The organism is Coleofasciculus sp. E2-BRE-01, assembly GCF_040221695.1.
GTDB lineage: Bacteria > Cyanobacteriota > Cyanobacteriia > Cyanobacteriales > Coleofasciculaceae > Coleofasciculus.
In genome coordinates, this window is record NZ_JAVKEA010000146.1 from 92456 (window position 1) to 114886 (window position 22431).

The following is a 22431-nucleotide window of genomic DNA, read 5'->3' on the forward strand; positions in this document are numbered from 1 at the left end:
GTTGGTTCTCCAAAATGGGCGAGCAAGGGGAGATGGGGGAGCTGGGGGAGCTGAGGGAGCTGGGGTTGTAGAGACGTTCCGGTGGAACGTCTGGAAGCTGGGGGAGATGAGTAAGTTAACTCAAAACTCTACCTTACCTATTGCCTATTGCCCATTGCCTATTGCCTATTGCCTATTGCCTATTGCCTGTTCCCTGTTCCCTGACAAATGACAAATGACGAATGACAAATGACGAATGACAAATTACCGATCAACCACATTTAAGCGTCGAGTAATCATCGTCATCCCATCACCCCGAATCAAAACGGCTGAAATCCAGCGATCCTGGGGAGTTAAGGGCGCTCGTCCCACTTTAAAAATTCCGCCTGCGGATAGTAAATCCAATTCCAAGTCACTGGGTTGGCTGTAGCGATCGCCATTAATCGGTTCTTCTAAGGCTGTTCCCAATAGTAGATTATCCCCTAGGGGTTCTTGGACGATCGCATCAAAGTTAAACGACTGACCAATACGCACCTGTTCCGGTAAAATCACTTGCAGGTTGGGAGGATTGACGCCAGATGTCAGTTGGGAACGTTCTGCCAAAATTTCCGAGGAGACGATTTGTTGATTTTCGTAACGTTGGCGCGATCGCAACATGGATTCGAGTTTCACCATTGTACCGTTGTTGGGCTGAGTTCCGGTTACGGTGGTGACTGTCTCCGCTACAATCCCATCCCCTTGATTGTCCCAAGACTGTAACTCGGTGCGATACGTCAATTGAGGATAGCGTTCCCACAGTTGCTTCAGGGCTTCCTCCATCTGAGCGTGAGTCAAACCGTCAGAATGTTTGAAATCCTGGCTATAGAACTGCATCACACCCTCCACATCCCGGCGATTTGCGGCTGCATCGATTTGCGCCAGGAGTTCTTTGAGCTGAGGTGGGGCGGTTGCGGGATCTTCGGCTTTTGCTGCCGTTGCCCATCCCAGGGTTAAACCCAGGGCGAAGAGCAAAATCATTGACCCGTTCAGGGAATACGCCTTGGTTTTCGCACTCAAGGAACCTGACTTTTCATACCTTGGGGAGAATTCAAAGCCTCTCTCCTTGCCGGAGAGAGGTTTGGAGAGAGGTTTTCTATATCCCGTGAAAAGTACGCTCAAGGAACGGGAAACGCGACGAAACATATTGACCGGATTGTGCATTAGGGGCATCGTAGGAAATAGTTTATATAAAGAAATTGGCTTCCAATTGGACAGATAAGATGGTATATTCGCCAATTTACTGCCAATTTTCGATTTTAACTCGACATAACAGTCGCCTTTAGGAGGAACAACGACCTTGGCTGACACTCCAATTCGCTTATTGATTGCTGCCAGTGGCACAGGAGGACACTTATTTCCGGCGCTGGCGTTAGCTCAACAGTTACCAGAGTATCAAATTGAGTGGCTGGGCGTACCGAACCGGGTGGAACAATCGGTGATTCCCCAACACTATCCCCTGCACACGATTTCGGTTGAAGGCTTTCAGAAACCCTTGGGACTAAATACGGTTCGCGTTTTTGGGCGTCTCGTGGGTTCCATCCGGCAGGTGCAGCGACTGATCCAAACTCGGCAATTTGATGCTCTGTTTACCACAGGCGGTTATATTGCCGGACCTGCGATCATCGCAGCACGGTTACAGGGATTGCCTGTCATTTTACATGAATCCAACGCTATTCCCGGAAAAGTCACCCGCTGGCTGAGTCCCTTCTGTGATCAGGTAGCGCTCGGATTTGACGCCGCCTCCAAGTATTTACCCAAAGCCCAAACCGTCACCGTTGGTACACCTGTTCGGGCTGATTTCTATAAGCCTCAGCCGTTAGACTTACCGATTCCTGACGATGTACCCTTAATTGTCGTGGTTGGCGGTTCCCAAGGGGCGGTGAGTGTGAATCAACTCGTGCGTCAATGCGCCAAGACTTGGTTTGAAATGGGCGCGTGGATAGTCCATTTAACCGGGGAAAAAGACCCAGAGGCTTCCACCTTAGAGCATCCCCACTATATTGAACTGCCATTTTACACCAACATGGCAGCGCTACTGCAACGGGCGAATTTAGCGATTAGTCGGGCGGGTGCAGGTTCGTTAACAGAATTGGCGATAACCGGAACCCCTGCTATTTTAATTCCTTATCCTTACGCCGCAGAAGATCACCAAAGCTTTAATGCGGCTAGTTTTGCCCAAAAAGGGGCGGCTCTGGTTTTTCCTCAATCTGAACTCACCCCCGAATTACTCGAAAGTAAGGTATCTTATTTGCTCAAATCTCCGGACATTCTCCAGCAAATGGCAGAAAAAGCGGCATCGTTAGCGGTGACGGATAGTGCAGAACAATTAGCAATGTTGGTGCGTCGGCTTGTGGAGAAAAAATAAGCGTAATTTCAGACAATTGAATTTACCAAAACCTTATCGGCTGTCTGAAATTGTCGCTGAATAAACGAACGACAAGCACACACCACCAAACACGATGAAACTCAGACTTTTGACAGTGCTAACCCTTGTGGCAAGTACCAGTTTTGTTGTTCCGGTAAAAGCCCAAAACGCCCAACCTGTTCAATCATCCCAAGAACAGGTTAATCGTGAGCAACTATTAGAAGCTTGTGCCAACAACCGCGCTGATACGTTACCCAATCCGTTTACAGATGTATCGCCGACTCACTGGGCGTACAAAGCAGTGTTGAGTATGTATTATTGTGGTGCTTATCGTGGCTCCATTCCCCCCGAACGAGTCAAGCCATTGTTAGATGAGCTAGAGTAGATAAGACCATACTGCCTTATATGGGGCAATTCTAACGAATTTCCTAGCCGAATAAGCATTTCATGCCGTGTTGGGTAATCCCGTAGCGTTGTTTGAGTTCGGGGAGGGCTTGGCGTAGGCGATCAAGGAGGCGATCGAGGATGGGTGGGGATGGCTTTAGGTTCATCGTTCTATATTTAATTTAGCGATCGCGTACTTTTACACAAGTTAATCAGCGTACCGTTTACTTTTATCCGACTACTGATCAACAGCATATTCGTCACTGTATAGTTTCTTGATGCCGCACGCTTCACAGCCTATTGCTTGCATACAACACATTGTGCGAATATACTCATAGTGTTCATTGGGGAGTTGCAGGTAGTACAAATGGCAAAAACGGTAAAATATGAGCAAATTTTGCTTTTCTCTTTCGACTCTGACAAAGATAGCTATTATTTGACCTTTAAGAAGCTTTACTACCATCTCTATTCCAATAGCTCATCTAGCCGTGCTGAACGTATCATTGAGGACATATCAAAAATTCTTCTTTGTAAACTACTAATTGACAAAGGAAACGTTACCAATATATTAGATACTTATATGGAGGGTAAAGGTACAGCGAACGAGTTGCTTTTACCAGAACTTCGGAAGAACTATCCATCCGCCATGGATGAATCTGACAGATTTAGTCTTGGAGATTCATCAATTAAAAGCAGTTTCAAAGTTTTATCAAATATTAATTTAGTTGAGTCACCTTCCTATATTATTGGTGAGGCTTTTCAAGCCCTTATCGGACCAAAACTGAGAGGAGATAAAGGGCAGTTCTTTACTCCTAGAAGCTTAGTGAAAACCATGGTAAGCATTGCCGACCCGAAACCATATAGTAAAGTTGTCGATCCGGCTTGTGGCACGGGCAGCTTCCTATCAGAAACTTACAATTATTGGATCGAGACTACAGCTGAAACACTCTTGTCAGATAGTCACTATTCGTTAGTTGGTCTAGATAAGGATAAAGATATCTCAAGACTTGCAACAGCTACTCTAGAAATTATTGCACCCAATAACTACTCAATATTTACAACAGATTCACTCGACATAAATCATTTAATTGCTTCTGGATTTAGCTCTAAAATATTTGATGCAGATGTAGTTTTAACAAATCCTCCATTTGGGGCAAAAATTGGAGTCACTAGAGAAAGTATTCTGGAACAATATGATCTGGGTCATCACTGGTACTTTTCATCTACTAAGAATTGTTGGATTCAAAGTGACAAAGTTCGTAAAAATCAAGATCCACAAATTTTGTTCATTGAATTATGTGTAAAAATCCTTAAGCCAGGTGGAGTTTTAGGAATCGTATTACCCGAAGGGGTTTTCGGTAACAAGCAAACTGGATACATTTGGGACTATCTTTATCAAGAGGGTATTATCACAGCTCTTCTGGACTGCCCTCGTACAACATTTCAACCTGGGACAGATACAAAAACCAATGTTCTTTTTTTTCAAAAGTTTAAGGATAAATCTCACAATAAAACTAGATATCCTATTAAAGTTCCTATTGCAGTCGCTTTACATTGCGGTCATGATCGTCGAGGACGGGTAACCCTAGAAAATGGACAAAAATATCCAGATGATTTTATTACTATTGCTCACGAATTTAAAGATAAAAATCGTTCTAAATATTGGTCGAATTGTGAAGTCAATAATCCATATTATTGGGTACCAAGATTTTATGATGCTTCTTTAAGTAAAAGTATTCAAAAAAAAGCTTTTGAGATGCAGGCTGATTTGGCATCCTTTGATGAGCTTGTTAAAAGTGGCTATATTGCTATTAGGAAAGGGCATGAAGTCGGCTCTCAAGCCTATGGGACTGGCAACATTCCCTTTATTAGAACGTCTGACATTGCGAATTGGGAAGTCTCTGTAGATCCGACTAACGCTGTTAGCGAGGAAATTTTTCAAAAATACGCTAAGTACCAAAAACTTAAAACGGGTGACATATTGCTGGTTGTAGACGGAAGATACCGAATTGGACGTACAGCAATTCTTCATTCCAATAACATCAAAAGTGTTATTCAAAGTCACTTTAAAATTATTACAGTTACGACTCAAGCTCCCTTTAACAGTTATGAACTACTGTATATCCTTAACATGCCTTTGATACTTCAGCAAATGAGGAATTTAACATTTATTCAATCAACGCTGGGAAGCATTGGAAAAAGATTAGGGCAGTTGCAAATATTCATTCCAACTCAAACAGAGGAGTGGATCACTGAGATCAGCAATTTTGAGCGTCTCCTTTCAGCTAGGGCATCTATATTGTCTGAACTTCAAAAATTCCACACACCCGAACCAGAACTATAAGCGCCTAGCTCTATCTAAAATGCCTTCAATCCAAGCGTAGAATTCATCCAAAGTCTTAGTTCCCTGAGCGATATTACATTCTCTATGGGCAAAACCTACATTATCGGCATTGTGAACTCTTGGATTTTTGTGGCATGTTTCTATCGCAGCTTTCCCTCTTTGTGCTGTTGAGAATAAATTAAATGAAATAGGCAGTAGGCAAACTTCACACTTAGTCGAACTTGGAGTCATTTCTTGAAAAGCTTTTTCTAAATATCTTTGTATTTCATCTGGAGGCGTGGGAGAATCGGGCATTTGATAAACTAGCCACGTTAATTTCATGGCAACCTGCATACAATCCTCATAAGTGGCTGCTTTTTCTCTCAGTTTAGCCACAATACCCGGTCTAAGTTTGCTCATGTCTAACTCATAGTTCAGTAATTCTTCATCAGATAGGAGCATAGCCCAGCGTAAAATCCTATTTGGTCCAGCATCATCGCTTGCCCATGATGCACCTGTCGTATTAGTTGAATCACGCTTAATTTTATCGGCAATTTTTTTGTATCTTTTTTTAAGGTCTTTCAAATAGGGATATTCTAAGCACTTTCCATCATGTCCTTTTTCACGATGACAGCGATGATTAGCAATTGGCGCAAACCTAGATCGGCTATTAAGTGATTTCAAACAAAACTCAATCATATCTAGAGGTTTACGAATTCATCCAATGAACCCATCAGAGAACTGGGCTTGATTTGCAAAGCCTCGCAGAGCTTGACTATATTTTCTAAGGAAATATTTCGTTCACCTCTTTCAATACTTCCAACGTAAGTTCGATGCATACCCGCTAACTCGGCTAGCTGTTCCTGGGAAAAGCCTAAGTCTTCACGCCTAGCCCTCACAGCAGCACCAAACTTTTCGCGAAGTGTCATCATTACCTCTGCTAAGGATTGCTGACGCTAATAATCGGGTGGTGATGACTAAGAGTCTACAGACTATAAGTAGCGCTTGAGGGTGTGCAATTCACTGGTTATTGGCCATTAAACAGTTAAATGTCACCCCTTAAACATTTAGTGTCATGTCTGAAATCCTTGCTACACTTGGATTGTGCCAAGACAATAATCGCTGAAGCTGGCGACAAATAGCTCTTTAATGGAGAATATTAAGAAGCGGGCAGCGAGAATCGAACTCGCATCATCAGCTTGGAAGGCTGAGGTTTTACCACTAAACTATGCCCGCAGGCGCTCATAACTTTTCTAGTATAAACCACGATAGCACAAGTTTGGCAAGTTTTTGCCAAAATTATCGGCTCAATTCCCCAGGGGATCAATTTCTAGGGTCAGGGAGTACGATCCGTACACGGGTTTACCCTCCATGTACGTTGGTGAAAACTCCCAATCCGCAATAATCTGGTTGGCGAGTTTCGTGGCTTGCTCTGGCCTCAGTGTACCTTGTTGCACTTGGGTCTTATCAGGTATAACCTCGGCTTTGCCCATATCCGTGATCAAAACAACAACCTTGACAACCACAGGTTGCTCTAGAATAATGCCTAATGACGCGAGGTCATCCACCGAGAGGGTTTTTCTCTCTTCCTGGATTTCGGCAAGTCGATCGCCTGGATTGTCTGGATTGATAATAGAACCACCCCCGCTACTCACAATCCTGAGTCCATTAATAGAAGCAATGAAGCCCCCACCCGACTGATTTTCCGGTGACGTGGGTTCTGTGGGTTCCTCTGGCGATGGGGTAGGAGACGGACTAGGCGTAGTCGGGTTGGGAAGTTCCTCGGATGGCTGAGGAGACGGCATTTCTCCCATCCCTTCAAAGGTGGTGGAGGTTGGCGACGGGGTTGGGGTTGGGTTCGGTGAGTTGGGCGAGGAAACCGTTGTGGGTGAAGGCTGAGGGGTTTCCTGAGTGGTGTTTGCGATCGCCTGCGCCTGAGTCGGTCGATTTGTCTCTGGTGCTGATTCGGCTTGACTCTCAGGACTCTGCGCTGGTGTTTTTTGGGATACTGGAGAAGGTGGAGATTGAGTTGCCGGAGTTGGCATGGTAGCACTTGAGGCGATCGCAATCATCTCAATGGGAATCAGTCGTTGACTCAACCGCCAATCCTGAAAGCGCCCCAATAGCGCCAGACGCAGCAACCCCAAGCCAACTAAATGAATCGCCACAGAACTTAGAATAACCGTTCTCCATAGCGCCGGGGGGTCAGCGTGACGGCGTTGGGGTATCTGAGGTTGGTTTAGCGTGGGTTGTGTCATTACAATCAGGTTGGGATGCTTATAATTCCATACTGCCAAATGCCAAAGTCATGGGACACACGGAAGCCCTTTGGTTAGAACGACCTAGCCGTCAGACGAAAGAACAGCCACAGCAGGTGATTGAAGGCTTGAACCTAAAACCCACAGATAGATATTGTGGCAGATATTGGTGCAGGTACAGGTTATTTTAGCTTTCGTATCAGTCCCCTCGTCTCTCAGGGTAAGGTGCTGGCGGTGGATATTCAGCCAGAGATGCTGGATATGATCGAATTCTTGAAAACTGAGAACAATGTGACCAATGTTGAGCCAATCTTGGGCAGTACCACTAACCCCAATTTACCGGAAGAAACCGTTGATTTAGCCTTGATGGTCGATGCTTATCACGAATTTGCCTATCCTAGAGAAATGATGAGTGGAATTGTGCTATCCGCCTAACACTGGACAACCGTGGACAACACGATCATTCCAGTAATGGATAGCCAGTCTCAGCAAACGCTACGTTATTAGGGTCATGGAATCTATAAGTGCTAGCCAGCTTATAGTCTAAAAGCCGTCTAGGTTTAAACAGGTGATTTAGGTATAGCCAGTGACTTAGGCTCTCACAAGCCTTAATAACATTGACGAGGCACAATTTACCCTAGCAATAGGAGTTTCGTATTATGCGAGTTTTCGTAATTAATCAAAACCAGGAACCACTCAATACTTGCCATCCCGCCAAAGCCAGAAAGCTACTTTCTTCCGGCAGGGCAGCTGTGTGGAAGCGGTATCCCTTCACCATTATTATGAGACGGGAGGTAAAAAAGCCCATTGTTAAGGAACATCGACTAAAAATTGACCCCGGTTCAAAAGTAACTGGACTAGCCATCTTAGAAGGTCTGCGAGTCGTATTTGGGGCTGAGTTGACTCATCGTGGATTTGCCATAAAAGCTTCTATTGAAGACCGTCGTGCTATTCGTCGTAGCCGCCGCCATCGTCATACTCGATATCGTAAGCCGCGATTCAACCGCCAACGTGCCGCCGGTTGGTTGGCTCCTAGTCTCCAACATCGGGTAGACACCACTCTAACTTGGGTAAATCGGTTGAGAAAGTTGGCTCCAATTTCCAGTATTTCAATGGAACTCGTACGGTTTGATACTCAGCGACTGAATAACCCGGAAATAACTGGTATTGAGTATCAACAAGGAGAACTTTTTGGTTACGAAGTCCGGGAGTATCTATTGAACAAATGGAAGCGCAAGTGTGCTTACTGTGGAGCTTCTGGCGTTCCCTTACAGATTGAACATATCTACCCAAAATCCAAAGGAGGCAGCAATCAAATCTCTAATTTATGTCTAGCTTGTGAGTCATGTAACCGGAAAAAAGGAACCCAACTTTTAGAGCAGTTTCTCAAAAAGAAACCGGAGATTCTCCAACAGATATTAGCTCAAGCCAAAAGTCCCCTCAAGGATGCTACGGCCGTCAACTCGACTCGATGGGCGTTGTATCACCAACTGACGGCTACGGGCTTACCTGTTAAAGCCGGGACGGGTGGCACAACAAAGTTTAACCGCACCCGCCTGGGTTTACCAAAAACCCATTGGTTGGATGCTGCTTGTGTGGGACAATCGACTCCAGAAAATCTCATCACTGGCAACATTAATCCCTTGGTCATCAAGGCAACGGGACATGGAAATCGGCAAATGGCACAAATCGATAAATTTGGTTTTCCACGCCGGAAAAAAGATGGCAGTTATAGGGTGAGAACTCGCACCAAAGAGTTTCATGGATTTAAGACAGGGGATATTGTCCGCGCCATTGTCCCCACCGGGAAGAATAAAGGGACACATATTGGGCGAGTGACAGTGAGAGCGGGTCGAGTCTTTGACTTAACTACAGTCAAAGGAAAATTACAAAGCATCAACTGGAAGTATTTTTACCCCTTATGGAAAGCGGACGGTTACACTTATGTTTACAAAGTCCAGAAATGTTCATTGATGTAGCGATTAGAGGAATAGCGATCGCTAAAACCGGGTGGACGAGTTGTACTGGTGGAATATCGCCGGGAGAATCCCTTGATTCCGATTAAAGCGCTGCATAAAATGACTCAGAGACAAGCGCGTAAAGAAATGAATGCGGTAGGGTTGCAGTGGCGGGAAACTAAAGAGTTCTTACCCCAGCAGCATTTGATGCTATTCCAGAAACCATTCAGGGGCGATAAGCTACGTGAAAAATAGGCAGGGTGTAGGGTGTAGGGTGTGGGGTGTGGGGAAGAATTGAACCCCTCGATATGCACTCAACTCAAAATGATTTTTCTGTTTTGGACAAATACGTTAAATCAGTTAATCCAACGCCAGTTATAGTGATTCCATTCGTAAACCCCCTGAATCTCATATTCCATGCCATTATCGAAGCGCACGACACAGTTGCATCCCGAACCATCACCCTCTATGCTCTGAGAAATCTGCACTACTGTACAAGGAAACCACTCCCGACTACAGGGTCCATTATTTTGTACCCATTCCCAGAGTCCGTTAGACACTTCGATGCGATCGCCGATTTTTAACTTTAACCCTTCTGTGGGGTTCTGTGCGTCTAAATACTGCGCCAGATGCACCCGCTTGACCCGATTTAGCCATTGCGGTCCATAGCGATCGCGAATAAACTGGACGGATGAAGATTCGCGATTATGCAGCCAGTCATTGAGGAGTTGGATTTTCCAGGAATAACCCAGCCGTTCTTGTTCCGTGACAAATTGCAAAAAGCGCGATCGCTCATCTGGAGTCAGTTCATCCAGAGGATTAGCCGTTGTCTGATCCCCTATCGCCGAAGACTGTAAGGATTGACCCATAATCGCATCCATCAGCACCCGCCGTAAAATTTGTTTCTGCTGATCTGTCAAGGGACATAAAACCGCTTCGCATTGGATAAAGGCGAGTTGCAAGACGGCTTCAATCTCGGCTGGATTCATAACAGGCTCAATCAGCAGACTGGCTTATGGCTGGTGATAGCGTGCAGCATAATAATTGCATGATAATCTCTCAGGAGACAATTCAGCCGCCTAATTAAGGACAGTTTGCGGCTGGATTCGCGCTATGCTGAGGAATGGAATGATTTAGTTAAGATAATTATTACTATCGGTTATGCGAATTCAAGGTTGGTTCACTACCGTTGCCGTTGCTTGTCTATTTTGGCTAATCAGTTGGGTCATTGCCCCTGCCGCCTTTGCCTTCGTTCAGGTTGAACTGTCTGACCTGTCTTATCACGAATGTTCCTCCAAGTTTTCCGAAGGATTGGTCACACCCGGTTCCATCCAAGCCGCCGATTGCTACATCATCACTGGCAAAGCGATCAACAAGTCAGGTAAACCCGTGATCAACGCTGACATTTTTGGTCGGATCTACGATGCCAATCATAATCCCGTCTTTCAAAATCGTACCCGGTTGGGCGCTATTGATGAAGTCCCACCGGGCGTTAGTGATTTTGAAGTGCGAATTACGGTTTCGGCTAATCAGCCAACCCCATTGCAGCTTGAACAATTCAAAGCCTCCGGTTTTACGGGCAAAGTCCGCCGATAGCATTGGGTTGACTCCCAATTCGTAGTTGACCCAGCCGTAGCCTAGATGCTCACAATCAATTGAGCGACAACTTGCAGGGCAATAATCGCCAGCAGAGGGGATAAGTCCAGACCTCCAATCGGCGGAATGAAAGAGCGGAAAATATTCAGGTAAGGGTCAGTAATTGGGCTGAGGAACCCAGCAATCTGGTTCATCCATTCAACCGTGGGGAACCAGGTTAACAAAATGCGGACAAATATCAGCAGTAGATAGATATTGAGGAAATTGTAGAGGCTTTCGGTTACCAGTGCTGTAGGCATAAATTGAAATGTTTCCTTACTAAGTTTAGAGGGCGGATATGATAGTGCCTTTCTAGTCAGTTTAACGGATATCACTCCATTTCGGCTTAGGAATCGAGCGAACCTTCCCTATCGGTGAGTTCCGTACTCCCACTCCCATTCACTGGACCCAATTGCTGGCGCACATCATCGATCGCTGTATTAAGCTGGGCAATTTTGTCTTCTAAACTGCGACGCGCCGCTTCAATGCTCTCCTCGGAGTTGAGCTGAGACTTTTTACCCTTCATCGCTTTCTTTTCGGAAAGGCGGGACTTGAGTAAAGACTGATCGGCATCTTCATCACTACTATTGCGTTGTCCGGCTAGTATGGCTCCGATAACGCCACCGACTACGCCCCCTATAGCGATTCCCGCCAGAAGTCCGCCTGTAAAACCATCGCGCTGACTCATTTTTCCTTTCGTACCCTTGAAATAAAAAACGCAACTGCTTTTCCAGATTAACGGTTGGCTGATGCAGATGCCTACATCTTCGTCTTATGTCATTCGTCCTTTGTCATTTGTCATTCGTCATTCGTTTACCCCTCATCTTCCCCTGCTCCCCCTGCTCCCCCTGCTCCCAGACGTGCCATGGCACGTCTCTACAACCCCAGCTTTCCCCCTACTTTCATGTGCCAAAAGCGCGATCGCCTGCATCTCCTAATCCGGGTACGATAAATCCTTGCTGGCTTAATTCTTCGTCAATTGTGGCGGTGTAGATGGTTAAGGTGGGATAATTGCCCCCTAACTTTTGCAAGGCGGGTGGAGCCGCAACCACGCTGATAATCCGGATCAAGGCTGGATCAGCACCTCGCTGAGTTAGTTGTGCGATCGCGGACATCATTGTACCTCCCGTTGCTAGCATGGGTTCGGTAATTAAGATATGGGTACCCGGATCAAATTGTTGGGGCAATTTATTTAAATAACACTTTGCTTCTAGCGTTCCTTCATCGCGCACCATGCCTAGATGGTAAATGGATGCCAAGGGCAATAAGGTTTGCGCCCCTTCTAATAAGGCTAATCCCGCCCGTAAAATCGGCACGACGACTAAAGGAGTCTCTGGATTCACCATTGTGGCTGGACAAGGTGCTAGGGGAGTCTGAACCATCAACTCTTCCGTCGGTAGCCAGTCTCGAATCGCTTCGTAGGTGAGCCAGCGCCCTAACTCCGTCATCGCACTTTTGAATAGGGGGGAGGGTGTCGCTGCATCACGGGCAACACCAAGCCAGTGCTTGATTAGGGGATGAGGGGGAACATAAACACGTAATTGGGGAGCCATAGCGAATTAATCGATAACGACGAAGGAATACCTAAACTGAATCATGATAATGCTTTTTTTTCCCGACTGCCGAGATGGTATCCGGGCTAAATGCTGTATTTGCCCGTTTATTGCCAATTATTTGCATTAGTGTTGACATTAATTTTCAACAAGGATATAGTAGTCCTCAGTGTTCTCCTCTCATTAAGGATTGGTAGGTGGGACGGGCAAGCGGTAGCAGCCTGAACCACCCTCTTTTTTTTTGGAAGTGCAGGGGTGCAGGGGTGTAGGGGTGCAGGGGTTCATGTAGAGACACAAACAGCACATCTGGAAGGGAGAATAGAGAAAAGTTAAACTCGAACTTATAAAAGACCTCTCTCGTCTAATCATTCATGGCTATTGCTTCTCAATCTCCCTCATCCACGGATCACGCTCCGAACGAAACCTCTGTATTTGATGTCATCGTCATTGGTTCTGGTATTGGCGGACTCGTGACGGCGACTCAGCTAGTCGCTAAGGGTGCGAAGGTGCTGGTACTGGAACGCTATCTGATTCCCGGTGGTAGTGCTGGCTACTTTGAACGCGAAGGGTATCGCTTTGATGTTGGCGCGTCGATGATTTTTGGTTTTGGTACTGAAGGAACCACAAATCTGTTGACCAAAGCCTTAGACGCGGTGAATGTTGGTGTGGAAACGATTCCCGATGACGTTCAGATTCACTATCATCTACCGGAAGGCTTAGACCTGAAAGTTCATCGAGACTATGAGAAATTCTTACACGAATTGACAGAACGTTTCCCCCACGAACGACGGGGAATTCGGCAATTTTATGATGAATGCTGGAAGGTATTTAATTGCCTCAACGCGATGGAATTGCTGTCTCTAGAAGAACCTCGCTATCTGATGCGGGTGTTTTTCCAGCATCCTTTAGCCTGTTTAGGATTGGTAAAATATTTGCCCCAGAATGCTGGAGATATTGCCCGTCGCTATATCCATGACCCTCAGTTACTCCAGTTTATTGATATGGAATGTTACTGTTGGTCAGTCGTACCTGCGGATAAGACACCGATGATTAATGCGGGGATGGTGTTTTCTGACCGCCATTATGGGGGAATTAATTATCCTAAAGGGGGTGTGGGTGAAATTGCCCAGAAATTAGTTGAAGGATTGGAGAAAGCTGGGGGACAGATTCACTATTCCGCCAGAGTCAGCGAAATTTTAACGGAACAGGGTAAAGCCGTAGGTGTGCGGTTAGCCACGGGGGAAGAGTATCGGGCAAAGCGGGTGGTATCTAATGCGACGCGCTGGGATACGTTTGAGAAATTACTGCCCCCAGAACAGATGCCTGCAAGTGAGGAAAAGTGGCAGCAACGGTATCAGAAATCGCCCAGTTTTTTGAGTTTGCATTTAGGGGTTGAGGCAAAGGTTTTCCCACCCGGAACAGAATGTCACCATATTTTATTGGAAGAATGGGACAAGATGGAAGCGGATGAGGGGACAATTTTTGTGTCTATTCCGACGTTACTTGACCCGGACTTAGCCCCGGAAGGCTATCATATTATGCATACCTTTACGCCCAGTTGGATGGAGAATTGGCAGGGATTATCGGCGAAGGAGTATGAGGATAAAAAGGAAGAAGCGGCTGGGCGAATTATTGAACGATTAGAGTCAATTTTCCCTGGTTTAGATGCAGGCTTGGATTATATGGAAGTAGGAACTGCCCGCAGTCATCGACGGTTTTTGGGGCGTGAGGATGGCACCTATGGACCAATTCCGCGCCGCAAGTTAAGGGGGTTATTGGGAATGCCGTTTAATCGGACAGCGATTCCGGGATTATATTGTGTGGGGGATAGTACATTTCCAGGACAAGGGTTGAATGCGGTGGCGTTTTCTGGGTTTGCTTGCGCCCATCGGGTGGCGGTGGATTTGGGGTTATAAGCTCAGATTTTGCCCCATTTTCAACCATCAAATTGTAGCCGAATTGTCGAAAATTGTAGGGTGCGTTAGCGAAGCGTAACGCACCATTACTGAACTTTGGTAAGTTAAGCTGTCATGCATTTAAATTGGGAATGGGTAGCGAGCAAGATGCTCGCACTACAAAGATTATATCCCTTATTGACACTAAGTTTTAAATGCTGAACATTGATTCAAAATCAGCCTTTTTTGTAAAATTTTGATGTACAGATCACTTGTCTTTACAAAATGATTGCAATGTGTGTTAACCTTGGGCTGTTAAGATTTAAGCAGGAGATTTCAGCCAGGGAGAGTTCACCATGAGTTTAGTGATTTCCGATGAGCTAGTCAAGGCTAGTGGCTTTTCTGAAAATGAGCTATTGTTGGAAATTGTCTTGATGTTGTTTCAGCAAGATAAAATTAGTTTGGGCAAAGCCAGTGAGTTATTGGGATTGCATCGGATGCAGTTTCAACAACTAATTTCTGAGCGAGGTATTTGCGTTCATTATGATATTGATGAGTTTCAGGAAGACCTCAAAACCTTAGAGGAAACGGAGTGTTCATGATTTTTGTCAGCAACACTTCACCTATTTCCAATTTGGCGAAGGTCGGGCAACTCAGCCTAATGCCTCAGCTTTATGGCAGAATTTTAATTCCCTGTGCGGTGCATGAGGAATTATTGGAGCCTAGGGCTTAAGACTTTGCACGATTGCATCCGTAACGCTTTGCGATCGCGCCTCCAGGTTGGTAAAATTTAAGCAGGAAATTTTAGTGACTGAGATCTGCACCATGTCAGAACATACCATCAGCCTATCCAAACACACCTATCAATTTTTACTAGACGTTGCTAAAAAACAAGGCTTAACTCCGGAAGATTGGATTTTGTTTCAGCTTGCTCAATCCCAGACTGAATCTAGACCTTTTGCTCTGATTGACAAAGGTCAGGTAGCTGTTTGTTTAAGTAAGAAGCCAAGAAGCACAGTGTTAAACCCTTCCACCTGTTCCCAACATACTACATGACCAGAAGAGGAAAGAATATGAAGCTCGTTTATGGGAATATTTTTGTGCAATATATTCGTATAAATCTGTTCTGTTAGTAAATCTTGATCACCCACTACAATGCAAGTTGGCACTTTTATTGTATCGAGCTGGCTTGTTAAATTCACAGATAAAAAACTACGGCAAAGTCTTGCTACTGCCTCAAAGTCCAATCCTGTATATCGTGTTTTTGTATTCCCTAAAACATGAGGCTTTTCTAGGAAGGTTTTTGATGTAAAAAACCAAGGAACTGTTGCATTGAAAAAACCATCCGGATCATTATTATTAGCATAATTTAACCAAGTCTTGATGATGAGCTTTAACTTATACCCAACCTCACTTGTTGTACCAGCAAGTATAAGACTAGAGCATAGCTGAGGATACCTTACAGCAAAAGTCTGGGCTACCATACCCCCATAAGAAAGCCCAACTATATGAGCCTTATTAATTTTTAGAGCTGACATTAGTTCTGCTAAGTCATCTGCATGTAGCTCCATAGTATATTCCTCCTTAGGATGCTCAGAGTCTCCTTGTCCTCTAAAGTCATATTTGAGGAGGCGATAGTGCTTAGAGAGAACTTGTACTTGAGGTTCCCAAGCACTTTTGGCATTCATTAAAATTCCGTTATTAAAAATAACCCATGGAGAACTATCACAGCCTTGAGTTTCATACCATATATAGATGCTATTAATTTTAATTATTGGCATATTTTGGCGTTCCTATAAAGTCATGATATATTTTCTTTTCTTACACCTTGCACTGGAGAATTCCATTCAGTTTCGGATAATTTACAGGAGTCAAAGTGTATTGCACAACAATTTTTTGTTATTTTTTGAAATAAATCTTGGTGTCTACTTTTGTTGAGTAGACTGAGAGCCAGAATATCTCCTCCTTTTCCTGCTCCAGTTATTTTAAATCCTAGGTAAGATGTTAGCTGATCTTCGCGTATTTGTTCTTCCATAGATAAAAACTTAAGCTGGTTAATCAAAGATTCTATCGTCGGGTGAGAAAGACCCATTCCACAAAGTAAAGCTTGATAGGAATTCATAAAGCTAGGAACAGAAGACCAGTCAGAGAGAATTGAGTTGAATGTCGAAATACTGATGTTACCAAGTGATTCTGACAACATCTCAAAATAAGCGCGGGACATTTGCTCAGATTTATCACCATCAAATTGAGTGTTTAAGTAAAGTTTTCCTATTATTTCATATCTGTGTACCGCTAGAGATCTTTGAACTTCGCCTACCTTAAAGGTTTTATCAAACATATTACACACATGAGCCACTCTTTCTGTTGATTCTTTAACATAAGAACGTACCTCTCTTGTCAAAACAGCTTCTGTTCGACTCGGAACACCAGAATAAAGAATAGTGACATTATAAGGAGGAGGTTCAGGATAGTCAGGTAAACCTTCTAGACATTCCCCTGGGTCAAAAACAAACCTTTTAATTTTGGATAGGAGCCGAAAACCTTGTTCTGATTGACTGATACTTACTGAACTCCATCCATCCAAATGTTTATGGGATAAGTATGATCGCTTAGAAATGCTATAAAGTATAGGATGTCTCCCTAGCCTTCCATTAAATGAAACTGCTGCACCTGCACCACTTGAGCAGCCTCCATGAAAACAGTTCTCTATAGCCCAAGCTAATAGCATTGCTACTTCTTGATTTTCTTGATCTAGTAATTCAAAATAAACCTTAAATTTTTCTATATCCATGAATTCATAAAACAAAGCTTTTGCTATGCAAGCTGAAAAAGCACCACTTGAGTCTAAACCAACAGCCACAGGAAAACTACTAAGTACATTAATCCTAAAACCTAGGCTCTCACATTTACTTTTCAAAAAAGGTTTTATGACTGATAAAAATAGAGATGTTAATGCTTGCTTGTGATACTCAATTGAGCAACTACCGTAAGCTTGTATTAATTCTGTATTTAGGATGTTCATCTCCTCTTTTGGGTCAGGGCATTTAAAGTCATCAATAAAAATCCCTTCTATTTGATGACTTGGTTCTAATTTAATGTAGAGCCTTAGTGGCAACGGTAAATAGACAGCAGGGTGTCCGAATACGACTGAGTGTTCACCACTTATAAAAGCACAGGCAGGAGCACTGTATAAGAAATCAGCATTGGCAGCCCAAGTGACTAAAAATTCATCAAACCTAGATGTTCGTTTAAAAGTATATATCTTAGGGTTGGTAAAAACTTCTGATAGTTCATCTACTGTGACTTGAAGACATCGAGCTATTTTTTTTAAGTTTTCCAGACCGGTTGAATGCAATTTACCGCTGGCAAGCCTGCTTATTGTTGATAAATCAACTCCTGATTCATTTGCAAGCTTATTGCGACTATATCCTTTTTGCTCGAACAATTCTCGAAATGCCCTTCCTGATTCTTTAGTCATTCTAAAATTCCTGTATTGTTACCATGTTGCAAACTTGCATAAAAGGAGTTGCAAATTTGCAATCTTTTCATTGCTTAGGGAAACCAGCTATAAATGTGGTGTGAGCTTAAAACGCTTTTAAGTTTCAAGACCACATTCAACACGTACCTACAGTGAGGTAAGTAAAATGAGTAATGCATACAACGAAGGCTATAACCGTGGGGTAAAAGGTGAAGGATCTTCCGGAGACTGGCTTACCAGTATCGGTGATTGCGCCGCCGCAAATGGATCTTCCAAAAAACGTGAGGAAGGTTATAAGGCTGGTCGTCGCGATCGCGCCTTTATTGACGCTCAGAACAAAGGTAAAAAGTAGTGTCCCACTTTCTTTGAGCCTTAACTGACTCTTGATGAGGGCAAGTTAGTTTTTAGGAAAGCAAACTTGCTCTTATCGTTTACGTGTTAACTACATAGACTTTTAAATATAGCTATCTTGGATTGTCTATGAATAGCTGTTACTAGCGTAATTTGATTGAAATACTTCCCTATATCTTCTCAAATTATTTTCCGTTTGCCAACCCCCACAAGTAAAGTTTAGGGGGGCTTTTAAATCAAACTAAAAAATAAAATTGTGACAAAAGGTAATATTTTGTAGCTAAAAAGGTAAAGAATGTGGCAAAATGGGGGCAAAGATAGACAAAACAACAACCTAATTGAGCAGCTATGGGGATTCAGGAAGCGTTGCAGTGGACAGATCGCCTGCTTTTAATGGCTACGGGAAAACATTTAGATACACTGCAACGCGCTATCTTAGAGGGAGCATGGCAAGGTAAAGGATATAAGGAAATCGCTGAAGAATACCACTGTACGAGCGATCATGTCAGGAAATCAGCGTCCGACTTATGGAAACTGCTGTCAGAACTGCTGAAAGAAGACGTAAAAAAGAAGAATGTGCGATCGCTCATCGAAAACCGAATATTCTCTTATTACGAAGAGTCAGTACATATTGGCAATAACATAAATAATGTCTGTAGCGATTTATACAACGAGCTAACCACCTCAACCAACCGATCGCCCACTAGCAACGAGTCAGACACCACACCCCGCCACGATCTCAGCCAAGCCCCCGAATACGATCGCCTCCATACCCGTCACGACGAACTCACCACCCTCAAACACTGGATACTCAGCGAACACAGCCGCATCATCACCCTCACCGGATTATCCGGAATTGGCAAAACCGCCCTCGCTCGACAACTCGTCGAACAGATAAAAGACCACTTTACTCACATCCTCTGGTGCAACCATCGCAAATTCCCTAACCTGGAAACCCTGCAAAACCACATCCGCCAGTTTGTCGCCGCAACCCCCACCCCGAACGTATCGCTCCTAGACCATCTGAGACATCACCGCTGCTTGATCATCCTAGACAACCTGCAAGAGACCCTAACCCCTGGTGAATTTGTCGGAACCTACCGTCGAGAGTATCAAGGCTATGGTCAACTCATTCATGAACTCGGGACATTCTCTCACCAAAGTTGTATTCTGCTGCTGAGTTGGGAACAACCCCTCGAAATCGCCGCCTTAGAAAGTGAAACCCGCTACTGTAAAACCCTCCCTGTTCAAGGGTCTCCTCAACTCGCCAACCAAATCCTCCGCGATCGCCAACTCAAAGACCCGAATACCTGGTCCGAACTCACTCAGCTTTATAACAACAATCCCTTGTGGCTAAACCTTACCGCTTCAACAATTCTTGATTTATTCAACGGTAGCGTTCAGCAATTCCTCTCCTATCCCACTCTCTTTTTAGGAGACTTAGAAGCCGTCCTCAAGCTCCATTACCAACGCCTTGGGAACGCCGAAAAAACCCTGCTGCACTGGTTAGCCAACCAAGACTCCCCAGTCAACCTCAACCAGAAACCCCCCAATCTCCTCTCAGATCGAGAGTTTCTCAAAGCCATCCAATCTCTCAAACGACGCAGTTTATTAGAACCCTCATCCAATTTAAGCCTACAGCCCGTCATTCGACAATACATCCGCAGTAACTATTCAGGTGGGGAAGGCTTGACAAACGAGCCAAGAGCCGTAGCGTAGAATTATGGACATCAAACTGTGAAAAAACAGAGATGCTGCTAGAAACCCAGTTTCTTTTCCCCCACCGAGAGTAATCGGTAGAGTGGGCCACCCTACTCGATTTCATCCTCAGAAACAGCTTGCAAAACATTGTCATACAGAGATTCATTAACCCAGTATTGGGCTTCTGTCATCATTGCATCCAATAGCGGTTTCACCTTGGGGATAATCTGGTTTTGTTTGGCTAAAATCAAAATTCCTAAAGTGCCAATCACATTCAATTTTAAAGATTGAGCCACTTTTCTGGCTCTTTTTTCATCCAATACAACCCTAGTTGTTTGTTTGCTCAGTGCTAAAGCAATCACCTCCCTTTCCCCAGCATCTAATTCTAAAGGGATGGATTCTGGCATCTCCTGCACCGACTTAACTTTAAGCCAAGCCGCTTCAATTCCATTAACAATGGTTTCAGAGTTAGGAAATCCTGATTCAACGGTTTCCGAGTAAACCGCTTGGGGAATGACTATCTCAGTAAACAGGTATTTTAATATATCTAAGCGATTAATACTTGCAAAATTAATCAAAGGCGTAGCATTACAAATGACTTTAACCATCCCACAATCCTGATTGAATCGCTTCGATATCCTCTGCTAAATCATCTTGGTCGTATTGCCGAACAACATGATTTTCTCCCAACAGTTTTTGAAAGTTCCACACGGAATAATTCAACAACCGACGGGCTTGACTAAAGGTAAATATCTTATTTTCATAAAGTTGCATGGCAATTTGTTCCAAAACTGCCGTCTCACCTTGCTCAATTAATTCGATGGGAATTTGTATATTAATTGCTTGCATCTACCATCACCTCATCATTTCAAAAGACATTCATTAATCACTGGACGATCTCCACCGGATACCTCACCTGGACAGTCGAGGAGTTCTTGAATCAGGGATAGATAAGCCTGCGATCTCTGTTCATCCATAGCCACACAAGGGGTAGAGGATACCATTCCGATTTTACCCCATCCCCGCGACAAATCTTTGTGAATAAACAAGGAATCAATACCCGTCCGTAGAGTTGTTCTAATAACCCAAGATAACCGGCGATCGCCAACCCACTTAAAGGAGAAGTCTCACTCACAACGATCATAGCCATCCCTTAGCCGTTAAATACTGTATATCCTCCTGCAACTCCTCCACATCATAATGAATATTGATACCCCTATCTGATAGAATTTTTTGAAATCTAACCTGAGAGATATTCAGTAACTCTGCTGCCTTACCCAAACTAATTTTTTCCTGCTGAAACAGTAATAATACCAACTCGATAATCAACTCTTGTTCAGAGAATCCACTGGCTTTAACAATCTCTTCGGAAATTACTCAGCTCATCATATTACCTTGAAAAATATAAATCTATCCAAAACCTTATTAAGTCTTCCAGAAAAAATAGAGATGATGTCAGAAACCCCGTTTCTTGTCACCTCATTTTCTAAATATCTCTGATTTTCTGTAAATCCTGCAAAAACTTCTCCCGCGTAACCGACATTAACACATCATCTCCAGATTTCGCACTTTTTCCAGTTCCACTGCGATCGCTTCACTCGAAATGAGTTGCCATTCTCCGGTGCGAACTCGTTCCAGAATAGTTAAAACTGAGTCTCCCTCTAGCCGAACCCGTTCCTGCGCCCAGTCATCAAAAGGGCGATTGAGACAACATACATCTAAATATACCGCAACCATCAAACCCCCTACAAATTAGCTGCCACCAACTCGCACACCTGCACAAACCCCTCATCCACCAACTCCAGATGACCAACCGTTGAGGATTTGCGGTTCCTCCCCTTCTCCCCTAACAATGCGGAAAATAATACTACAGTCACAAAATGATTCACTTGTTATAAAGACTCAGAGTAATGGATTTGGCGGTAAAATATGATTTTGGCTACAGTCCTTTTTAAGACGGTATAGTACGGAATATTCATTATGAATGATTCAAGGTTATCCACAGTAGCTCATCAAATCCCTATTCCTCATGGTATAACCATTTCCGATGAATCCCTAAAACAACTATGTCAACACTGGCAAATCGTAGAGCTTTCTCTCTTTGGCTCAATTTTGAGAGAAGACTTTAATGCCGATAGCGATATTGATGTATTAGTTGAATTTTCCGAAAAAGCCAGAATCACATTTTTCGATCTCGATGTTATTGAGCAACAACTGAGCCAACTTTTTCACCGCCCCGTTGATGTCGTCAGAGCGCTATCAACTCAAACTCATTATTTACGAACCTGTAACTGAGGAGATTGTGCAATGGATAAGCTAGAACATTATCGCTCCTGTATTCAAACTCTTTTAGAAAAACACAGCCAGTATATAGCGAATTGCGAAATTATGAGGAACAATAGCAGCAATGGGTAAACCAGTTACGGATATCTTTTGTGGTGATTGAATCTAACGATTCCTGGAGCGCTTTCACCAAATCAGGATACGTTCTTGGTTTGAGCTTTTTGAG

At 44.0% G+C, this 22431-nt stretch carries 27 protein-coding genes, 1 tRNA gene and 4 pseudogenes; 13 read left to right on the plus strand and 19 right to left on the minus strand.

The window, feature by feature from the left end:
• Position 1: 1 nt before the first annotated feature.
• Positions 2-211, plus strand: a complete 210-nt coding sequence (locus tag RIG66_RS18125) for a hypothetical protein (RefSeq protein WP_446380161.1) — start codon at positions 2-4, stop codon at positions 209-211.
• A gap of 32 nt (positions 212-243) precedes the next feature.
• On the opposite strand, the gene RIG66_RS18130 is transcribed toward RIG66_RS18125, so the two are convergent.
• Positions 244-1326 (minus strand): YybH family protein, encoded by a 1083-nt coding sequence (locus tag RIG66_RS18130; protein WP_446380162.1) that lies wholly within the window; start codon positions 1324-1326, stop codon positions 244-246.
• Here RIG66_RS18130 and murG point away from each other — a divergent pair.
• Positions 1316-2383 carry an undecaprenyldiphospho-muramoylpentapeptide beta-N-acetylglucosaminyltransferase gene (gene murG / locus RIG66_RS18135; RefSeq protein ID WP_446380163.1) on the plus strand — a complete coding sequence of 356 codons (1068 nt, stop codon included), beginning with the start codon at positions 1316-1318 and terminating at the stop codon, positions 2381-2383. The genes RIG66_RS18130 and murG overlap by 11 nt on opposite strands.
• Positions 2384-2477: 94 nt before the next feature.
• A complete protein-coding gene (locus tag RIG66_RS18140; protein WP_446380164.1) occupies positions 2478-2768 on the plus strand; it encodes an S-layer protein in 291 nt (96 codons plus the stop codon).
• A 43-nt stretch (positions 2769-2811) separates the two neighbouring features.
• Here the strand turns inward: RIG66_RS18140 and RIG66_RS18145 are convergent, their stop codons facing one another.
• Positions 2812-2934 carry a hypothetical protein gene (locus RIG66_RS18145; protein WP_446380165.1) on the minus strand — a complete coding sequence of 41 codons (123 nt, stop codon included), beginning with the start codon at positions 2932-2934 and terminating at the stop codon, positions 2812-2814.
• Between the two features lie 200 nt (positions 2935-3134).
• On the opposite strand from RIG66_RS18145, the gene RIG66_RS18150 reads away from it, so the two are divergent.
• Positions 3135-5111: an N-6 DNA methylase gene (locus RIG66_RS18150; RefSeq protein ID WP_446380166.1), complete on the plus strand. Its 1977-nt coding sequence runs from the start codon at positions 3135-3137 to the stop codon at positions 5109-5111.
• Here the strand turns inward: RIG66_RS18150 and RIG66_RS18155 are convergent.
• From RIG66_RS18155 to RIG66_RS18170, 4 genes are all read right to left on the minus strand, one after another.
• On the minus strand, positions 5106-5789 hold the full coding sequence (locus tag RIG66_RS18155) for a hypothetical protein (protein ID WP_446380167.1): 684 nt from the start codon (positions 5787-5789) through the stop codon (positions 5106-5108). The two genes, RIG66_RS18150 and RIG66_RS18155, sit on opposite strands and share 6 nt — an antisense overlap.
• Positions 5790-5791: 2 nt before the next feature.
• Positions 5792-6019: a helix-turn-helix domain-containing protein gene (locus RIG66_RS18160; protein WP_446380192.1), complete on the minus strand. Its 228-nt coding sequence runs from the start codon at positions 6017-6019 to the stop codon at positions 5792-5794.
• Between the two features lie 236 nt (positions 6020-6255).
• Positions 6256-6326 (minus strand) — tRNA-Gly (locus RIG66_RS18165).
• 71 nt (positions 6327-6397) lie between these two features.
• Positions 6398-7348, minus strand: a complete 951-nt coding sequence (locus RIG66_RS18170; RefSeq protein WP_446380168.1) for a hypothetical protein — start codon at positions 7346-7348, stop codon at positions 6398-6400.
• A gap of 41 nt (positions 7349-7389) precedes the next feature.
• On the opposite strand from RIG66_RS18170, the pseudogene RIG66_RS18175 reads away from it, so the two are divergent.
• The 3 genes and pseudogenes from RIG66_RS18175 to RIG66_RS18185 form a co-directional block, all read left to right on the plus strand.
• Positions 7390-7771: pseudogene (locus tag RIG66_RS18175) on the plus strand (class I SAM-dependent methyltransferase); the annotation flags it as partial.
• A 236-nt stretch (positions 7772-8007) separates the two neighbouring features.
• On the plus strand, positions 8008-9327 hold the full coding sequence (gene iscB, locus RIG66_RS18180; protein WP_446380169.1) for an RNA-guided endonuclease IscB: 1320 nt from the start codon (positions 8008-8010) through the stop codon (positions 9325-9327).
• 15 nt (positions 9328-9342) lie between these two features.
• Positions 9343-9561: pseudogene (locus tag RIG66_RS18185) on the plus strand (SAM-dependent methyltransferase); the annotation flags it as partial.
• A 101-nt stretch (positions 9562-9662) separates the two neighbouring features.
• On the opposite strand, the gene RIG66_RS18190 reads toward RIG66_RS18185, so the two are convergent.
• A complete protein-coding gene (locus RIG66_RS18190) occupies positions 9663-10295 on the minus strand; it encodes a hypothetical protein (protein WP_446380170.1) in 633 nt (210 codons plus the stop codon).
• 172 nt (positions 10296-10467) lie between these two features.
• Here RIG66_RS18190 and RIG66_RS18195 point away from each other — a divergent pair, with 172 nt between their 5' ends.
• Entirely contained in the window at positions 10468-10902 is a 435-nt protein-coding gene (locus RIG66_RS18195) for a hypothetical protein (RefSeq protein WP_446380171.1), read from the plus strand.
• Positions 10903-10943: 41 nt separating this feature from the next.
• Here the strand turns inward: RIG66_RS18195 and RIG66_RS18200 are convergent, their stop codons facing one another.
• The 3 genes from RIG66_RS18200 to upp form a co-directional block, all read right to left on the minus strand.
• On the minus strand, positions 10944-11201 hold the full coding sequence (locus RIG66_RS18200; RefSeq protein ID WP_446380172.1) for a YggT family protein: 258 nt from the start codon (positions 11199-11201) through the stop codon (positions 10944-10946).
• Positions 11202-11287: 86 nt separating this feature from the next.
• Positions 11288-11629 (minus strand): hypothetical protein, encoded by a 342-nt coding sequence (locus RIG66_RS18205; protein ID WP_446380173.1) that lies wholly within the window; start codon positions 11627-11629, stop codon positions 11288-11290.
• A 214-nt stretch (positions 11630-11843) separates the two neighbouring features.
• Positions 11844-12494, minus strand: coding sequence for a uracil phosphoribosyltransferase (upp, locus tag RIG66_RS18210; protein ID WP_446380174.1), 651 nt, complete (start codon positions 12492-12494; stop codon positions 11844-11846).
• 371 nt (positions 12495-12865) lie between these two features.
• Here upp and crtH point away from each other — a divergent pair, with 371 nt between their 5' ends.
• Both crtH and RIG66_RS18220 read left to right on the plus strand, forming a co-directional pair.
• Positions 12866-14410, plus strand: coding sequence for a carotenoid isomerase (gene crtH, locus RIG66_RS18215; protein ID WP_446380175.1), 1545 nt, complete (start codon positions 12866-12868; stop codon positions 14408-14410).
• 335 nt (positions 14411-14745) lie between these two features.
• Complete coding sequence (locus tag RIG66_RS18220; protein ID WP_446380176.1) at positions 14746-14991, plus strand: UPF0175 family protein; 246 nt, start codon at positions 14746-14748, stop codon at positions 14989-14991.
• A 375-nt stretch (positions 14992-15366) separates the two neighbouring features.
• On the opposite strand, the gene RIG66_RS18225 is transcribed toward RIG66_RS18220, so the two are convergent.
• On the minus strand, positions 15367-16170 hold the full coding sequence (locus tag RIG66_RS18225; RefSeq protein WP_446380177.1) for an alpha/beta fold hydrolase: 804 nt from the start codon (positions 16168-16170) through the stop codon (positions 15367-15369).
• Between the two features lie 20 nt (positions 16171-16190).
• Complete coding sequence (locus tag RIG66_RS18230) at positions 16191-17870, minus strand: helix-turn-helix domain-containing protein (RefSeq protein ID WP_446380178.1); 1680 nt, start codon at positions 17868-17870, stop codon at positions 16191-16193.
• Between the two features lie 166 nt (positions 17871-18036).
• Between RIG66_RS18230 and RIG66_RS18235 the strand changes: the two genes are divergently transcribed.
• Positions 18037-18222 (plus strand): hypothetical protein, encoded by a 186-nt coding sequence (locus RIG66_RS18235; protein WP_446380179.1) that lies wholly within the window; start codon positions 18037-18039, stop codon positions 18220-18222.
• Between the two features lie 347 nt (positions 18223-18569).
• Entirely contained in the window at positions 18570-19940 is a 1371-nt protein-coding gene (locus RIG66_RS18240) for an AAA family ATPase (protein WP_446380180.1), read from the plus strand.
• A 92-nt stretch (positions 19941-20032) separates the two neighbouring features.
• Here RIG66_RS18240 and RIG66_RS18245 read toward each other — a convergent pair whose 3' ends face one another.
• The 6 genes and pseudogenes from RIG66_RS18245 to RIG66_RS18270 all read right to left on the minus strand — a co-directional run bounded on the left by RIG66_RS18245 (position 20033) and on the right by RIG66_RS18270 (position 21799).
• Positions 20033-20530 (minus strand): DUF3368 domain-containing protein, encoded by a 498-nt coding sequence (locus RIG66_RS18245; RefSeq protein WP_446380181.1) that lies wholly within the window; start codon positions 20528-20530, stop codon positions 20033-20035.
• A complete protein-coding gene (locus RIG66_RS18250; protein ID WP_446380182.1) occupies positions 20523-20771 on the minus strand; it encodes a UPF0175 family protein in 249 nt (82 codons plus the stop codon). The genes RIG66_RS18245 and RIG66_RS18250 overlap by 8 nt, the downstream gene beginning before the upstream one ends.
• A gap of 14 nt (positions 20772-20785) precedes the next feature.
• Complete coding sequence (locus RIG66_RS18255) at positions 20786-20926, minus strand: hypothetical protein (RefSeq protein ID WP_446380183.1); 141 nt, start codon at positions 20924-20926, stop codon at positions 20786-20788.
• 136 nt (positions 20927-21062) lie between these two features.
• The gene (locus tag RIG66_RS18260; RefSeq protein WP_446380193.1) at positions 21063-21284 is read right to left on the minus strand and encodes a UPF0175 family protein; all 222 of its coding nucleotides are present in this window, start codon (positions 21282-21284) and stop codon (positions 21063-21065) included.
• A gap of 192 nt (positions 21285-21476) precedes the next feature.
• Positions 21477-21659: pseudogene (locus RIG66_RS18265) on the minus strand (hypothetical protein); the annotation flags it as partial.
• Positions 21660-21667: 8 nt separating this feature from the next.
• Complete coding sequence (locus RIG66_RS18270; protein WP_446380184.1) at positions 21668-21799, minus strand: hypothetical protein; 132 nt, start codon at positions 21797-21799, stop codon at positions 21668-21670.
• A gap of 103 nt (positions 21800-21902) precedes the next feature.
• Between RIG66_RS18270 and RIG66_RS18275 the strand changes: the two genes are divergently transcribed.
• Entirely contained in the window at positions 21903-22217 is a 315-nt protein-coding gene (locus tag RIG66_RS18275) for a nucleotidyltransferase family protein (RefSeq protein ID WP_446380185.1), read from the plus strand.
• Positions 22218-22308: 91 nt separating this feature from the next.
• Here RIG66_RS18275 and RIG66_RS18280 read toward each other — a convergent pair.
• Positions 22309-22431 (minus strand): annotated as a pseudogene (locus tag RIG66_RS18280) (IS630-like element ISMae26 family transposase); the annotation flags it as partial.

Coding starts and splice junctions, on each gene's coding strand:
- RIG66_RS18140 (WP_446380164.1), top strand. CDS start 2,478: ATGAAACTCAGACTTTTGACAGTGCTAACCCTTGTGGCAAGTACCAGT.
- RIG66_RS18145 (WP_446380165.1), bottom strand. CDS start 2,934: ATGAACCTAAAGCCATCCCCACCCATCCTCGATCGCCTCCTTGATCGC.
- RIG66_RS18150 (WP_446380166.1), top strand. CDS start 3,135: ATGGCAAAAACGGTAAAATATGAGCAAATTTTGCTTTTCTCTTTCGAC.
- RIG66_RS18155 (WP_446380167.1), bottom strand. CDS start 5,789: ATGATTGAGTTTTGTTTGAAATCACTTAATAGCCGATCTAGGTTTGCG.
- RIG66_RS18160 (WP_446380192.1), bottom strand. CDS start 6,019: ATGACACTTCGCGAAAAGTTTGGTGCTGCTGTGAGGGCTAGGCGTGAA.
- RIG66_RS18170 (WP_446380168.1), bottom strand. CDS start 7,348: ATGACACAACCCACGCTAAACCAACCTCAGATACCCCAACGCCGTCAC.
- iscB (WP_446380169.1), top strand. CDS start 8,008: ATGCGAGTTTTCGTAATTAATCAAAACCAGGAACCACTCAATACTTGC.
- RIG66_RS18190 (WP_446380170.1), bottom strand. CDS start 10,295: ATGAATCCAGCCGAGATTGAAGCCGTCTTGCAACTCGCCTTTATCCAA.
- RIG66_RS18195 (WP_446380171.1), top strand. CDS start 10,468: ATGCGAATTCAAGGTTGGTTCACTACCGTTGCCGTTGCTTGTCTATTT.
- RIG66_RS18200 (WP_446380172.1), bottom strand. CDS start 11,201: ATGCCTACAGCACTGGTAACCGAAAGCCTCTACAATTTCCTCAATATC.
- RIG66_RS18205 (WP_446380173.1), bottom strand. CDS start 11,629: ATGAGTCAGCGCGATGGTTTTACAGGCGGACTTCTGGCGGGAATCGCT.
- upp (WP_446380174.1), bottom strand. CDS start 12,494: ATGGCTCCCCAATTACGTGTTTATGTTCCCCCTCATCCCCTAATCAAG.
- crtH (WP_446380175.1), top strand. CDS start 12,866: ATGGCTATTGCTTCTCAATCTCCCTCATCCACGGATCACGCTCCGAAC.
- RIG66_RS18220 (WP_446380176.1), top strand. CDS start 14,746: ATGAGTTTAGTGATTTCCGATGAGCTAGTCAAGGCTAGTGGCTTTTCT.
- RIG66_RS18225 (WP_446380177.1), bottom strand. CDS start 16,170: ATGCCAATAATTAAAATTAATAGCATCTATATATGGTATGAAACTCAA.
- RIG66_RS18230 (WP_446380178.1), bottom strand. CDS start 17,870: ATGACTAAAGAATCAGGAAGGGCATTTCGAGAATTGTTCGAGCAAAAA.
- RIG66_RS18235 (WP_446380179.1), top strand. CDS start 18,037: ATGAGTAATGCATACAACGAAGGCTATAACCGTGGGGTAAAAGGTGAA.
- RIG66_RS18240 (WP_446380180.1), top strand. CDS start 18,570: ATGGGGATTCAGGAAGCGTTGCAGTGGACAGATCGCCTGCTTTTAATG.
- RIG66_RS18245 (WP_446380181.1), bottom strand. CDS start 20,530: ATGGTTAAAGTCATTTGTAATGCTACGCCTTTGATTAATTTTGCAAGT.
- RIG66_RS18250 (WP_446380182.1), bottom strand. CDS start 20,771: ATGCAAGCAATTAATATACAAATTCCCATCGAATTAATTGAGCAAGGT.
- RIG66_RS18255 (WP_446380183.1), bottom strand. CDS start 20,926: ATGGTATCCTCTACCCCTTGTGTGGCTATGGATGAACAGAGATCGCAG.
- RIG66_RS18275 (WP_446380185.1), top strand. CDS start 21,903: ATGAATGATTCAAGGTTATCCACAGTAGCTCATCAAATCCCTATTCCT.